Origin of the sequence: Carnobacterium pleistocenium FTR1, from assembly GCF_000744285.1 — a bacterium.
Lineage (GTDB): Bacteria > Bacillota > Bacilli > Lactobacillales > Carnobacteriaceae > Carnobacterium_B > Carnobacterium_B pleistocenium.
On sequence record NZ_JQLQ01000002.1, the window covers coordinates 1,543,557 to 1,557,934 of the forward strand.

Annotated in this window: 12 protein-coding genes; all 12 read right to left on the bottom strand. The window is 34.3% G+C overall.

Annotated features, from left to right (window positions below; translation table 11 throughout):
• Positions 1 to 43 precede the first annotated feature (43 nt).
• Complete coding sequence (locus BP17_RS13120) at positions 44 to 982, bottom strand: N-acetylmuramoyl-L-alanine amidase (protein ID WP_051910492.1); 939 nt, start codon at positions 980 to 982, stop codon at positions 44 to 46.
• Positions 982 to 1,347: a phage holin, LLH family gene (locus BP17_RS07550; RefSeq protein ID WP_035053092.1), complete on the bottom strand. Its 366-nt coding sequence runs from the start codon at positions 1,345 to 1,347 to the stop codon at positions 982 to 984. The genes BP17_RS13120 and BP17_RS07550 overlap by 1 nt, the downstream gene beginning before the upstream one ends.
• On the bottom strand, positions 1,347 to 1,637 hold the full coding sequence (locus BP17_RS07555) for a hypothetical protein (protein ID WP_035053094.1): 291 nt from the start codon (positions 1,635 to 1,637) through the stop codon (positions 1,347 to 1,349). Before BP17_RS07555 ends, BP17_RS07550 begins: the two co-directional genes overlap by 1 nt.
• Positions 1,627 to 2,043 carry a hypothetical protein gene (locus BP17_RS07560; RefSeq protein WP_035053096.1) on the bottom strand — a complete coding sequence of 139 codons (417 nt, stop codon included), beginning with the start codon at positions 2,041 to 2,043 and terminating at the stop codon, positions 1,627 to 1,629. Before BP17_RS07560 ends, BP17_RS07555 begins: the two co-directional genes overlap by 11 nt.
• Positions 2,044 to 2,144: 101 nt before the next feature.
• Complete coding sequence (locus tag BP17_RS07565) at positions 2,145 to 2,573, bottom strand: hypothetical protein (RefSeq protein WP_035053098.1); 429 nt, start codon at positions 2,571 to 2,573, stop codon at positions 2,145 to 2,147.
• 180 nt (positions 2,574 to 2,753) lie between these two features.
• Positions 2,754 to 3,539, bottom strand: coding sequence for a hypothetical protein (locus tag BP17_RS07570; RefSeq protein WP_051910493.1), 786 nt, complete (start codon positions 3,537 to 3,539; stop codon positions 2,754 to 2,756).
• A 75-nt stretch (positions 3,540 to 3,614) separates the two neighbouring features.
• Complete coding sequence (locus tag BP17_RS07575) at positions 3,615 to 3,890, bottom strand: hypothetical protein (RefSeq protein ID WP_035053099.1); 276 nt, start codon at positions 3,888 to 3,890, stop codon at positions 3,615 to 3,617.
• A gap of 1 nt (position 3,891) precedes the next feature.
• Entirely contained in the window at positions 3,892 to 4,293 is a 402-nt protein-coding gene (locus BP17_RS07580) for a hypothetical protein (RefSeq protein WP_035053101.1), read from the bottom strand.
• Positions 4,290 to 8,699, bottom strand: coding sequence for a tail fiber domain-containing protein (locus tag BP17_RS13125; protein WP_051910494.1), 4,410 nt, complete (start codon positions 8,697 to 8,699; stop codon positions 4,290 to 4,292). Before BP17_RS13125 ends, BP17_RS07580 begins: the two co-directional genes overlap by 4 nt.
• Before the next feature lie 13 nt (positions 8,700 to 8,712).
• The gene (locus BP17_RS07590) at positions 8,713 to 9,078 is read right to left on the bottom strand and encodes a DUF6711 family protein (protein WP_035053104.1); all 366 of its coding nucleotides are present in this window, start codon (positions 9,076 to 9,078) and stop codon (positions 8,713 to 8,715) included.
• A gap of 15 nt (positions 9,079 to 9,093) precedes the next feature.
• Complete coding sequence (locus BP17_RS13640) at positions 9,094 to 13,992, bottom strand: peptidoglycan DD-metalloendopeptidase family protein (protein WP_035053106.1); 4,899 nt, start codon at positions 13,990 to 13,992, stop codon at positions 9,094 to 9,096.
• Positions 13,993 to 14,346, bottom strand: a complete 354-nt coding sequence (locus tag BP17_RS07600) for a hypothetical protein (RefSeq protein ID WP_035053108.1) — start codon at positions 14,344 to 14,346, stop codon at positions 13,993 to 13,995. It abuts the gene before it with no gap.
• Positions 14,347 to 14,378 lie beyond the last annotated feature (32 nt).

Consider the following 14,378-nt stretch of genomic DNA (forward strand, 5'->3'; position numbering starts at 1 on the left):
AAAAATACCCCTACCTCAATTAAGAGATAGGGTTTTATTGTGTCTATTGAACAACTCTAAATTGAATCGCTTCAATTCGTTTTCTTTTTCCTTTAATACCACACCATTGATTGTTCTTAGTCCATTTAGACCATCCAGAGGATTGCTGATGAACTCGGTATTCTATAGCTGCATCTATGTTTAGTTTAACCGATTCAATTCTCTTAGAGATTCCCATTGTTCCAAACAAATTTGTGTTGTTTGTTACATCACCTAAATCCTCAATATGCAATGAACCTTTGACATTGACTGGCTTACCATCCACTTTAACAATCAAATTGAATGCTTCTAATCTTCTAGATTTACCCGTCATTCCAACAGTTAAATTATTCATTGTCTTCCAGCCTTCTGTTTCAATATGACCAGAACCAGCAATAATCACCACTTTTTTATTTGTTGCTTTTATCATTTGATCCACCGTCTTCCCTAAATTCATATATTCTTTAACTTTTTTGACAAAGTAATTTTGTACAGAACTATTTGACCACCCATGCAATTCCCACGAACGATGAGGGCATGACGTACTTGAAAATTGTTTATGCAGTCTGATTGTGGTTGTATTTGGCTTCAAACCATAAAAATGGAAGTCCTCAGCTACTTGCATAAATGTCATGTTTTCGTTTTCTATAAACTCAGCATCCGTCACAACATCACCAAAGCTTTGTGTAACTTCGTAACCTAAGAACCAACCGTTACCTTCGTTGGTTGCTGTGTGCCACGCTTTATTAAAAGTATCTTCAATTCTAGCTATTTGATCACGATTAATATAGTATTGTGCAAACCCTAAATTCAATTGACCGTTAGCTTTGCGCTTAGCAAGCCATGAAACATAGTCTTTAGGTGTCATGGCACCATAATCATTATGAATTACGGCTCCTTTTGGGTTTCCAGATCGTCTACCAGCAATTCCACCAGCAACATTTTTATTAATAATTTCTACCATTATTCTTTCCCCACTTTCTCTAATTCAATAACTCCGACTTTAGTGCTATTAAATGCATCATTCATAGCCTTTACAGATGCTTCAATTAAGTTTTGTAATTCCACATCTGTAATGTTAATTTTATTTTCATTCAACAATTTAATTGCTTCTTTACGAGCATTGGCCAACTTAATTGATCCATCTTCATTTTGCCAAATCTGTTCAGCAGCATTAACGGCAATATCCACTAGATATTGTTTCCGGTTAAGTTTTTCATTGATTCCTTTTTCATCTAAAAAAGCCACTACCTTTTTGGTAATGACTCCAATCAAGCTAACTATTATAGTTCCTAACGCTCCAATAAGAGCCGTTTGTATTTGTTCCATTATTTATCCCTACCTTCTTTTAATTTGATAATTATTTGTTCTAAATTAAACTTGTCTTTCTCCATGTCTTCAATGATTGTTTCTAATTTCTCGTTTTTTCCTTTTTCCAGTTCCAATTCTGCATAAGCTTCTTTTAGTTTTTTATCAATCCGTTCAATTTCTTTATACGCTCGATCTAGTAAATCAATATTTGTCTTTTCTTTTCCACTCTTACGTGTAAAGAATGCAGATAAAAGACCAGCAGCTCCTCCTCCTCCAATCAATAAAACAAGTAGTTGTTCAAACGTCATATTTATAGTCTCCTTTCAAAGAGACCCTCAAACAAGCAACGAATACAAAAAACATGAATGTATGATAAGGGTCTGGATAACCTGTTCCAAAAGCGAATGTTAAGCTGACCATCCATAACCCTCCCCATATGGCGCTTAAGACCCATATTGACCACTCTTTTAGATGCTTATTGCTTATCAACACCCCTATTAGTTTTATAATCCCAGCTATTAATAGAGTTAATCCAATCCATCTTCCTGGTAGTCCACTCAAATAAGGTTCTGCATTTGCGGTTAAATAATCAACAAATTTAAACAAAAAAGATCCATGAAGAATGCTGGTAAATGCAACCATAAATCCCCAAAAATCTGATGGTCGTTTGTTTTTTGCTACAATCAATTCTTTTTTTAATCTTGTATTTTCCATTCCTTACCTTCCTTTTTTCAAATTAAAAAGAGCGACCATTTCTGGTCCCTCTTCATTTAATAAATTATAAATAGTCTATTCGACCGTTCAAGTTTTTCAAACTAGAATCCTCTAAAGGCATGTAAAAGGATGCTCAATTCTTCGTTCTTTTTAATAAACCTATAAAGATAATCTTCAGTTATCACAAATTGTGTGCCCTTTTTTTCCTTTGTAGCTAATTTTTGAGTACCATCTGTATCGGTAATTTGAAAACTATGGATAATTCTATTTCTCATTAAAACAACATCTGCAAATAGATTACTTATTTTGGTATCCGAAATTTTAGTTATCGTTTCTTTAATTGGTTTAGTTAACTGACCAGAAGTTACATCTATAAGTTGGTGCCAACTGTACTCCTTGCTATGATCATTATTCAGAATATTTTCAATTATAAAATTATTGTTTGAATTAAAAACACTTATTGAACTTCCAATTAATTCTCTATACTTTCTTTCTGGTAGTGCTTGCCTTGTATACTCTTCATAACTCATAAATATCACACTTCCTATTTTTATAATTATTATTTAAAGAATCAATGTATACATTATTATTCAGCTATTTCTGCAGCAATTTGATCTTCAATAGCATATACGTCATTACAGGGTGCTCATTTCTAGCTACTCTTAAGTAATTTAAAAAGGCTGTGAATTTGGACAGCCTTTTAAACTAATCTAATTTTTTAGATATTGATAAATTTCATTACCAATTGAAGTTAATCTACACTCTATCGGACCATCTTTATCATATGCTTCTAGCAATCCTTCTTTTTGCAATTCTCTAATTGAGTGTTCTACCCTTTTTATTTTTGATTCATCTTTAATGTTTTTAACTTTACAATATTCTTTTGTAAACTCTTCATGGTAATCGGAGGTTACTTTTTTTGTATAAGATGTACTAGCATTAATTTTTATTAATGGCCAAGAAACCATGTCAGATATTATAGTTAAAGCTTGAGGAGTTAATTTTTCTATCTGTGTTAAAACATACTTTTGACTTTCAAACAATAATTCGAAATCTTCACTATTCACTACATTTTTTAGAACTGTTGACAAGTGATCAGCAAGCTCTGAATCAGGAGGTGTATCTTTTAAAATACTTAAAATCTTATTGAAAATAGTGAAACCATATGGGTCTGTGACAAAATTTGTTAATTTATCTACTGTTCCAGTTTGTTCATCTGTCTTTTCAAAATATTGTAATAGGAGTTTCTTTTCTTTCACTTTCTCTATCTCATCATTCATATTATCATTCCATCCTATTATTGTTGATGCGACCTCTCCTAACGGACCAAATAAAAGTAAACCCTTATCTATTAAGAGTTTCACAGTCTGCTTTTTTGTAACTTCAGTTATTTCTTCTCCTGATAAAGTTATATTATCAAGTTTTGGCTTAGGTAACTGATTTCCCTTTGAAATTTTGTTAAACCCTTTAAATTTATCTAATTCATTATTACTCATAGTATATAAACCTCCGGTATAATTTGATAACATTATATCGGAAAAGATTAACATTACATACTATGAATATAAAATTTATTCGACTACAGATCGCTCAATCATTTCTTTAATAACTTCATACTTAATAGATTTACCAAACAAAGCAGCTAATTGAGTTTGTAGACTAGCAATTGATTGTACTTTTTCCAAGTCTTCTTCTTTGAATTTAGTAGCCGTATTAATATCACCTGAAGAAGTTAAGGTATTGTTATATTCGTTGTAGAACATAGCCTCTTGGGGAGCAGTACTGCCCTCTACTGTATTCGTTTGTACTAAAATATATTTGATTTGATTTCCTACGATTCCATTCATATTATTTTACCTCCTCTTTTTTACTTTCATTTTCTTTAAATTCCAGTACCAACATAGCGTATGCATCAGCGTTTTTACCCTCTAACTCACCTTTATAATCATCTAAAGCCTTTTTTAAATCATCTATAAATAGCACATCATCAATGTTTATGGTTACCTCTTTATTGTTTAGTTTATTAATTGCTTTCATTAGTTTATCGTTCGTTGTTTTGAATGATGTTTTTGACTCATCTGCCCATTGGTCAAATTCATCAATAGTTATCGTTTGATCTTTACCGTATGCCTCGTTTAAAAAAGATAATCCATCTTTTAATTTTGTTCGTCCAATACTTGCTTCACCAATTAGTTTTATTCCATCTAAAAATGTAATGACTGAGTTTAGTTCACTGTTTTTTATTTTCATGCTGCACTCTCCAATTTTTTTATTTTAAGTTCTAATTCTGTGACTTTATTTTTTAACTGTTGCATTTCTGAGAAAGCCCTACTTGCTAGTGTGTTACTAGCATTAGCAATGTTTGATATAGAAACAACTTTTTGATTTAACTGTTTAATAGCATGGCTGTTCATCATCATTTGTTTACTAGAATCTATACTGTAGATGTCACGTTTTTGGTCATATACGCATAATTCTGGCGTTTCTTGCGAAATAACCCCTAAATGTACACCGTTGGGTTTGTTAGTATCAATCCATTCATAATTAACAAATCTCCAACGACTAATAGACTCTAATGATTGATCATTAGAGTTGACAATATTCTTCTTTAGTCTTCTATCCGAGTTGCCAATTAATGAGTTTCCGTTCATGTCTAGTGTAGCATATGCCCTAATAACGGTATTCAAGATATCTAATTTCATAGCTCCGTTATAAGCTAAGAACACACCTGTACTACCATTTAACATTGGTCGTGATCCAGAAAGCTGAAGGCCATTAGTTGTTCCATTCAAGTATAATCTATCGACTCCATGAATCTGATTACCATTCATATTCATAGTTTTATAAAATTGAGAAAATCCATTCACAATTAAATCTGGGCTTACCGTAACAGCAGAAGCATTTATTCTTAACTGTGTTTCATAAGAACCCAAACCAGTACCAGTTGCAATTCTAGTACCACCAGCAGAAATCATAAGTGTTCCATTCTCGACTGCATTCCTAAAAATACCTTGTGTAGTATTTCCTAGATAAAGCCTATCTGTATTGTGGATTTCATTTCCACCCATGTTAAGGGTTCCGTTCATGTTAGTAGGGACGAATATGTCTAAACCTTTCGAACGAATAGCGGTTCTGATTACGGGTTCATAAGCTCCATTACTTACCCATTTTTTATTAATGGCAAAAAATTTATCATAGTTTGTATAAATAGTCGCGCCTTTGTAATAGGTGTCTTGGTCGTAAATTTCAGCAGTAGAAATACCACCTACAATATCTGACGTATTATCACCAAATTCAATAAAACCATTTTTAAGTCTAGCAGTAACGGTGCTCGTATTATTTTTTACTAACACACCAGTATTATCAATACTTACTGAAGTACTTATTCCATTCCAGTAGGATTGAATAAAACTTGAAATATTACCCACCAAACTAGAAACATTTAGATTGATAATATTTACATTCGCCCCATTCAATGTTCCAGCAGTAATACGATCCGCTGCTATGTCTATCGCTTTTACTGAGTTAATAAATGATGATTTAGCCGTTAACACATTTACATTTGCATCTGTAGCAAATAGTTTAGTAATCAAAGCTGTATCAGTTTTTAGCTGAGTAGAAGTAATGACGTCTGCTGTTAAAACTTTAGTTTTTAATGTAGCAATATCTGCATAAACAGCAGTTAATGTTAATGCATCTAGTCTAGTTACAAAAGCAGCTGTCATAGTGACATCACCATCTAACTGAATACGTTTACCTTGAATCAATATACCTTCACTTGAAAGGTTTATTTGTGATAAAAGTTTCCCGGTTTCTGCAATCTTATCCCAAGCACCCCAAGAAGTCGTACCTTGCCTTTGAAATATACCGTCATTTGAAGAAAATGTTTGGGTTAGTGATCCTCCTGCAGTATCCTTCCACGGCACTTTAGTTGTCATATGACCGTATGTTGCTGAACCGGGAGCACCTATAACATTTCTTAATTTAAATTCTTCTACAGTTTGTTTTGGATAGTTTGACATATACCAAGCCGGCAACTGATTATCATTCCTATTATCAATGATAGTTTTGTCAGCCAAAATAGCAGCCGTTACATCACCTTGAACAACTCTCAAATTGATTGCACTGTCTAATTGTGTCATTTTAGAAGTATAAGTTGTCGATTCTACTTTTGTACTAATTTGATTTGCCAGTTGCGTTACTTGTGTTTGACTAGCTTTTGTTCCAACAGTTTTTTGAATACCATCGACTGTAGCGTTTAATGTTGTAAATTTTTCAAGATTACTTGCATAACCGACACTTCCTTTTTGAAGTTTAACTATATTTAAGTTTGTTTTCATAAATGAGAATCTTACGAAACCAGTTTCAGATACAGTCACAATATATCGCCCTTCAACTCTATCTACTGCAGAAATAAATATTTTACTTGAATTATAAAAAACAGTTGATGGCGCAATACCTAAATTTATCCAGTTAGGGCTTACCAATAATGTATCACCACTTACAACTGGTATATAGTCGGTATATACCCAAGCGGTGTCAACTCTAAGTTCACCGGTTTTTATCAAATAACCTTCATTTAATGTATCTCTGTTTATCAAGTCTTTACCATCAAAATCAAGGTTACTTAAATCAGTACTCACTTGCGTGATTTGAGCCGTTAAACCACTAGAAGTAGCAGCTAGTGTTGTTTGATTAACGTACTGCTTTCCAGTCAATAGCGTTTCAATTTGTGCAGATGTTAGTCGCGCGCTAATCGCTTGTGAGTTTGTCGATATTAATGAGCTGTGATTATCCACCGTACCTTTTACAGTATTAACCAGACTAGATTCAGCCTTTACCTCTAAACCGTCAGAAACAATCTTAATTTGTGTTGTATGCGTATCTACTGTTCCCTTAATTGTATTGACTAAACTGCTTTCCGCTTTCGCTAAAAGGGCATTTTGCGTTTGACCAATTTGTGTTGTGTGGGTTCCGACGGTTCCGTTTAGTGTATTGAATGTTGTTTGAGATACTTTTCTTGTCAATTCACCATTAATATTTGTAATGGTAACCTCAACTTCCTGTGACAATGTTGCAACTGAATTTAAGGCAGTTTTAGCGTTTTGAATAGCTGTTGTTGCATTTTGTGTTGCAGTATCAGCATATTGAATTGCCGTAATTGCGTTTGCTTTTGCGGCAGCGACATCCGGTTTTAAAAACCCGACATCTTCAATTGCTTTATCGGCTTTTAGTACTGCAGCATTAGCTGAATTAGTAGCTGTAGTAACGTTTTGATTAACAATGAGTAATTGGTTATCAAACTCTTGAGCCTTTATCTCAGTGTAGTTTTTGGCATCAAGGAGGGCTTGGCTGATTTCTTGCTCTGCTTTTGTTCGGTCTTTGTCAGCTTGATCAATAATCTTATTAACTTCTTCTGCCACTTTGTTTATATCTGCAGTAGAAATCTGAGGTTCCCAAAATAAAGTTCCATCTGCCTTTTTCTTAAAAATAAGGATTTGTTTATCTGGTCCAATAATTTTGAACCATAAATCGCCTTCTTTAGGATTTGTCGGCTCATTTATGCCTTCATAAATAAGATTTCCACCGGCTGCATCAATTTGCGCATAAATCCATTCTATTTTTTGCTGTAACTGACTTTTGTACCCATAAGTCACATCGGATTGCGTTGTTGTTTCTGCGCTACTCTTAGCCGTTAATCCACCACTAAATGATAGCGAGTAATTAAGGTTAGGTGTCTTGAATTTATTTCCTTGTAAATCTTCTACTACAACCCAATCACCAGCTTCTAAAACTGGATTACCTTGCCAATTTAATGAAAAAGGATAATAATTTATTGTTTGTATCTTTTGATATACTTTATCCAATAATAATTTAGTCATTATTCTATTTTCTAAAACTACTTGATTACCAGCTGTATTTCCGCTTTGTATCGTTGCATCACTATAATCTGTTACACAACTAATTCCACCTAAACGAAAAAAGACCTCGTTTTTTACGAGACCTTTTGAAAAATAGTTATCTGGAGGTATTGCAAAATTTGGATCAGATAAAGTTCTAATTTCTAACTTTCCATATCGGTTAAATGTTGCAAATCCTGCTTCAAATTGAGCAATTAATCCAATCGCTTCACGATAATTATAGCCTTCTGGTTTTGCTATCTTATCAGCACTTAATCGTTCAAAAGAAGTTGAATCAACTACCAAACCTGATTTATTTGCTATCTCTAAAGCTACTTCACGAATGGCTGCAGGATAAGTTAAAGACGACACATAAGTGCCGCCCATCATAATCATTCTATCCATACACTCAATTGTTGTTTTGTTATTATTTCGATCCATACCTATTGCATCGTTGATAATAAAAATACCCATAGGAACGTATTCAATCGCACCACTTGATAATTTAATACCAATTTCATAGGACACTTCATCTAATTCTTTTAAACCTTCTACTAGTTCACTAAATGTGATTTTGATAGAGTTTGAATAAGTTGAACCGATAGCAAAAATTTCACCAGATAAACTTCCAGAATCATATTCGATAGAAACAACGTTGTCATTATCAAACGTTCGATTCCCTATCTTTATTCGTACATAAATGGTTCTTTCTGCTTTCATAAACGCATTATTTAATTCATTACTTACTGTTAACACATAACATCACCTCCTACTGTTCAATGAAGTTCATGGATAAACCTTCCCACTTCATTGATTTGTACTTGTCATTCCAAGAATAAGATGGAGCAGAACGGTCACCTACATAAAAAGTTCCCGTTCTTTGTCCACCTGTTAAAGCATCTGGATAGGTAACCGAAAAGAAAGAAGTATTAACCGCTTGTAGAATAGAGGATATTTCTCCATCACTAAGCGAACCCCATTCTAATTCCATTTTACGAATGCCAGTACGAATAATATCTCTTGTCATTTTCCCTTTTGCATTACGAGTTGATTCTCCATCTAGGTCCATCACACCAAAATTGAATGATTTAGGTTGCTTTACAGTAACACCATTTATTGCTAATGAACCAGCCAAAAAAATACCCCCTCTCTACATAATAATTTGCGGTTTTCCGGTTTTCTTTGTTAGTTTATTAACGCTTTTTACAACTACTTTTCCGAAAGTATCCGAATCGATAACCATTGTGACTTCAATAGGTCCACTATCATTATTTGAACTTTGTTTCTCGCCCATAACCATAGTAAATGCTTTTTTAACTGCATTGCTCATTGAATCAGCCATACTTTCAAATTGATCACTACTTCCAGAACCTTCAAAAGTTCCACCATCAAAAGCAAACGATTCGTAAGAAGGTTGTAAGGCCGTTGGCATTGTTAAATCTCCAAAGTCCATACCTAGGTAATCTAATGATTGTCCTATCAGTTCAAGCGCACGACTTGGTTTGGTTAAAGGAATAACCATTTCATCATTATTTCCTTCACCAACTCTAATCATCTGCTCCTCTGAGATTAAACCTCCATTTTCATAACCGTGGCCATGACCGATAACATTCAACATTTTCTTGGCTCCATAACGGCTCTTAGCATAGTTAATTGCTGCTAAAGAGTTATCATATCCATTAAAAATATTGTTATGTCCTTTGTGTTTATAGGCATTAAATGTAGAAGAAATTGTTTGTAATAAACCTTTGGCCAAGTCACCAGTTTTATTATTTATATCTCCAATGTTTCCCTGGATAGCTTTTTCATTACCGCCAGATTCTGATTGTACTTGTTTAAGCCATGCATTTGTATATAAAGCCGTTGATGGTAATCCATTCATTGATAAAGCACGTTTGATTGTAGAGGTCCATCTGGCTACTCCACTTCCTTGTGGGCTATTCGATTCACCACCAGTACCAGATAAAGGATTAATAGGTTTACCATCTTTACGAACTTCGTAATGGACATGAGGACCAGTACTTGCTCCAGTATTACCCATCAAACCAATCTTTTGACCAGCTTTGATATTGTCTCCTTTATCAACTAACGCTTTAGATAAATGAGCATAAATATAATCATAAACTCCTTTAGAAGCTTTAACCATTGTTCCAAATCCATTTCCATTAGGACCAGCAGCCGTTACTTTACCACCTGCTTGAGCATGAATCGGGTGACCAATACCTTGTCCACCGCCATAATCGACACCAGCATGTAGTTTGCGTACACCAGTAATTGGATGTATACGGTAACCAAAATCAGAAGTCTTTGTTAAACCTTTGAAATCAATTCCACCGGTTCCGTTATCAAAAGCAAAAGCATCTTTAACCATTTGGATAGCTCCAGATGAAGCAGTAGCGATAGCTCCTTTTGCAATAGATACACCAGGGTCTTTTGCTTTACTCAAATTTGTAAACTTAGAAATAGCATTTTTAACAAGTTCTTCTGGTTTTTTGACATAGTCCCATACATCTCCAGCCATTTCTTTAGCACCGTTCCATTTTTCACTAATCCAATCTCCAACACCATTTTTGTAGTGTGGTATTTGTTCTTTAACCGTTCTAGCTGCAGTTAATACTTTTGTATTAGCTGGCATATCAACCATCATATTTCGGATCTTAGGGAATAATCCTCTAGTACCATCTGGTAATTCGTAGGCTTCTTGATATACTGAACCACTTGAGTCATTAACTAACGCTGGACCACCAGGATGTCGGCTTGTTCCTTTAGCATATTCTGGGACCTTCCATTCAGCTAATTTTTTATCAGAACCAACCTTGCTTAGTACCCAATTGACCCCTTTAATCGTTCCATTAACACCTTTTCCAAGTACGTTTACTAGACCTTGTGACATTTCTTTTGCTGCTTTCTTAACGCCTTCTATTCCTTTTCTTAAACCTTCAGCTATTTTCCCGCCTAAACCAGTGGCCCATGAGACGACTTGATCAAAACCTTTTCGTGAATTTTCTTTAATACCATCCATGTATTCACTTGTTTTAGATTTCATGATAGACCAGGCGCTTATAGCGTTATTCTTTGCTTCTGAAGCTTTATTTGAAATTGCATCTTTGGTCTCAGACCATTTTGTACTAGTTGCTGAACGTATTTCTTCCCATTTTGTAGATGTGTTTGAAGATAATTCTTTCCATTTTGTTGAAGCAGCATCATAGGCTGATTTAGCTTTTTCTGAAACTTTAGAACTTACAGCATCAAAAATTTCTTTTGTTTTGGCTCCTATTTTTCCAAACCAATTACTGGTAGCTGTGTACATTTCACTGAATTTTGTTGATACTGCATTTTTAGCAGCTCCAACATTATCAGAAATTGTCTTACTCAATTTAGGGAAAATTTTAGAAGCTAACTCACCTACACCAGAAAAAACACTGAAACTTTTTACAGATATTTCATCAAAGTTCAATTTCACATTGTCTTTGGCTTCTTTTGATCCGCCAGTAATATATTCTGAGATTTTCCCCCAAATTTCACCAGACTTCTCTTTTAAATCCGTGAACTTTTCTTTGGCTTTGTCTGATAAATCTGAGAAAGCTTTTTTAGGGTCCTCTACTGCATCAGCAAGAAATTTAAATGCATCTCTAATAGATTCAAGTTCACTAACTAAACGTTTTCCTGCAAATTCTCCCATTGGTTTTAATAGATTTTCCCATAACCAAGAAAGAACGGGTTTCGCTTTTTCAATAACGTTACCTAAAAATCTAAATGCTTCAGATATAGCATCTACTGCCACTGGTAATGCATTTTCTATAGCCCATTTAGCTATTGGAAGGAGTATTTTTTCATATAACCAACTCAATGCATCACCAATAGTACTAATTATTGGTCTGACATTACTAAACAATCCAGCTATCGAAGTTAGTAATGGTGTGAAATCTAATTTATCAGCCCATTCTTCAGTAGCTTTTGACATCTGTTTGATATCCTCGAGTAAACCTCCGACAACACCTAAAATATTGTCAAATATCCGGTAGCCATTATCATTTTCAAGCCAAGCTTCTTTCAGTCCATCTGCTATATTTCCAATCGTATTAAAAATATTTGTATAAATTTCTAATATATTAGCAGCAATACGTTCTCCGTTACCGTTATTCCAAGCTTTTCTAAATGAATCTGCTATCTCATGTAGCAATTCAAGCACGCCGTTCCATGCATTGAATATAGACTGAATGAGATTAGTACCTCGGTTATCATCGTTCCAAGCATCTTTGAATGCCTTTGCAATATCTCCAATAATATTTAATACATCAGCTAGTAGAATCAATAAGTTACCAACAAATCTTTCTCCAGTTCCATTAGTCCAAACTTCCATAAAGCTTTTTCCAATAGAAGAAAGCAATCCTCCTACTTCACTTAAAGCATATTTCCAGGCATCCATAACCTTTTGGCCATGTTTATTCCAAGCTGCTTTAATTGGGGCAAATAAATCTTTTAGAATCGATTTAAATCGATCAGCAAACGTATTAACCCAAGCAGGTATACCAGGATCAGCTATCCCAAAATTAATGCCGTTTGCTGGACCTTTACCAGTTAAACTTTCATCGTCTGTATCTGTTTTAAAATCGAGTGTATTAATTTCATCGAATCCAGCTAATACGTTTTGGAATTTCTTTACTTTTTCTTTTGCTTTATCTGCATTTGAACCAGTATCACTCATAGCAGCTATGTTTTCATTCAATGCATTTGCACCTTTTTTAGCAGCACTATAAGTAGTACCAAACAAAGTAGCAATAAAAGAAGCCATATAAGCAGTTGCTTTAGCTAACCAAGCAATCAAAGCATTTAAAGCCGGCATTATAGCTTGATAAATCGGAAAGAAAGCAGTGGCTAGATTAACTTTCACTTCGTTAAGTGATTTTGAGAACTGTTCATTTGACAAGACCGCTTTACCCATATAAGAAGCCATGCCAGCAAAAGCTTTGTAAGCTAATCCAGCAATCAAAAGTCGTCTAACAAAAGATGAGAGAGTTTTGTTGATAGAATTCATAGGTTTATTCATCTTAGGACCACTCTTGTTCATCTTATTTCCTAAACCACTAAATAAACTACCGAATTTCGCTAGTTTTCCACCACTTGATTTAAAATTAGTCCCTATATCTTTTACGTTCTCTTTTGTGGCTGTATAACCGTTTGTGTCTCCTAAGTTGGTATTCAATTTGCTTATTATAGGACTCAATGCTTTTGCACGGTCCTGAGTTTTCGCATAAGCTTGTTGAAGTCCGTCATTTTGTGCAATAAGTTTATTCATTGCTATTGTTTGCTTTTCAATCAACGATGCAGTTTTAGTAGATGATTTTGTCTCATCTCCGCCTTTGAATCCTTCGCTAAAACTTCCTTTTGGTTTTAATTGATCATTGTAAGTAACCTGCAGATTTTTAATTTTTGAACGCATACTCTCTATTTGAGCTTCATTCTTATTCATTGCAGTAGAGATACCTTCTAAAGACTTAGGTAGTGAAATGAACTCTTGCCTCATACTACGTGCTAAATTCTCTGCAGACGTTTGGTAACGTGTCATTGCGGCTTGTGCATTCGCTATTTGCTCATCAAATCGAATAACACCACTTGTATCACCAATACTGGATGCTGTTTGTCTTTGCGTTTTAATAAAAGCTAGTTTTTCTTGTTGAGATTTGGCTTGCATCATTTTTGCGTTGATATCTTTAACAAGGGCATCCACATCTTTGTTCACTTGAGTTCTGCCTTTTGCAAATCCTTTAGACAAATTTTTACCCGTATTAGTGCTCATTCGTTCAACAAGTTTTTCTGTTGAAGCCAACTGCTTTTCAACAATTTTATTCATTTGTACTAATTGTTTTTCTACATTGGCTGTACCTTTATCAATGTCCATTTTCTTTTCAGTTTGGTCCATTGACTTACCAGTTACACGTTCAATTTTAGACATCATGTTGTTAATTGACGGTAATATTTTATCAATACTTGCTTGAACCTTTTCAACATTCATCTCAAGAACAACTTGCAGTGTCTCTAAATCCATCTACTCACCTCCATTCCTGTTTCTTCTTTCTCTAGTAGCCTTAAACTGCATTGCTTGTTGCATCATTAATGATTTGTCTGACTGCCAATCTTCTAAATCTGGCTCAGGTTGTACGATTTTCTTAATTTCTTTATCAACTAAAAATGGATAATGCTTTTCTGCAGCAGGCATCTTACTAGGATCATTAAAGGCATACATATTCAATTGAGCTGATTTGTAATCAAACAAAGCTTTTTCTTTCAACTCAATCTCACGTTTACGTTGATTAGATTCTATTTGAGACATTATTTCTCCGAATGTCATCATCCAAAATTCAGTAGCTGGAATCCCAAAGTCAATTGCTTTAGGTTCCATCTCATTTAATAAATCAGTCGCTCTATCGTAAG

Bases quoted from the DNA above. Each gene is read 5' to 3' on its own strand.
- BP17_RS07565 (WP_035053098.1), bottom strand. From the start codon at position 2,573: ATGAGTTATGAAGAGTATACAAGGCAAGCACTACCAGAAAGAAAGTAT.
- BP17_RS07560 (WP_035053096.1), bottom strand. From the start codon at position 2,043: ATGGAAAATACAAGATTAAAAAAAGAATTGATTGTAGCAAAAAACAAA.
- BP17_RS07600 (WP_035053108.1), bottom strand. From the start codon at position 14,346: ATGGAACCTAAAGCAATTGACTTTGGGATTCCAGCTACTGAATTTTGG.
- BP17_RS13640 (WP_035053106.1), bottom strand. From the start codon at position 13,992: ATGGATTTAGAGACACTGCAAGTTGTTCTTGAGATGAATGTTGAAAAG.
- BP17_RS13120 (WP_051910492.1), bottom strand. From the start codon at position 982: ATGGTAGAAATTATTAATAAAAATGTTGCTGGTGGAATTGCTGGTAGA.
- BP17_RS07575 (WP_035053099.1), bottom strand. From the start codon at position 3,890: ATGAATGGAATCGTAGGAAATCAAATCAAATATATTTTAGTACAAACG.
- BP17_RS07555 (WP_035053094.1), bottom strand. From the start codon at position 1,637: ATGACGTTTGAACAACTACTTGTTTTATTGATTGGAGGAGGAGGAGCT.
- BP17_RS07580 (WP_035053101.1), bottom strand. From the start codon at position 4,293: ATGAAAATAAAAAACAGTGAACTAAACTCAGTCATTACATTTTTAGAT.
- BP17_RS07570 (WP_051910493.1), bottom strand. From the start codon at position 3,539: ATGAGTAATAATGAATTAGATAAATTTAAAGGGTTTAACAAAATTTCA.
- BP17_RS07550 (WP_035053092.1), bottom strand. From the start codon at position 1,347: ATGGAACAAATACAAACGGCTCTTATTGGAGCGTTAGGAACTATAATA.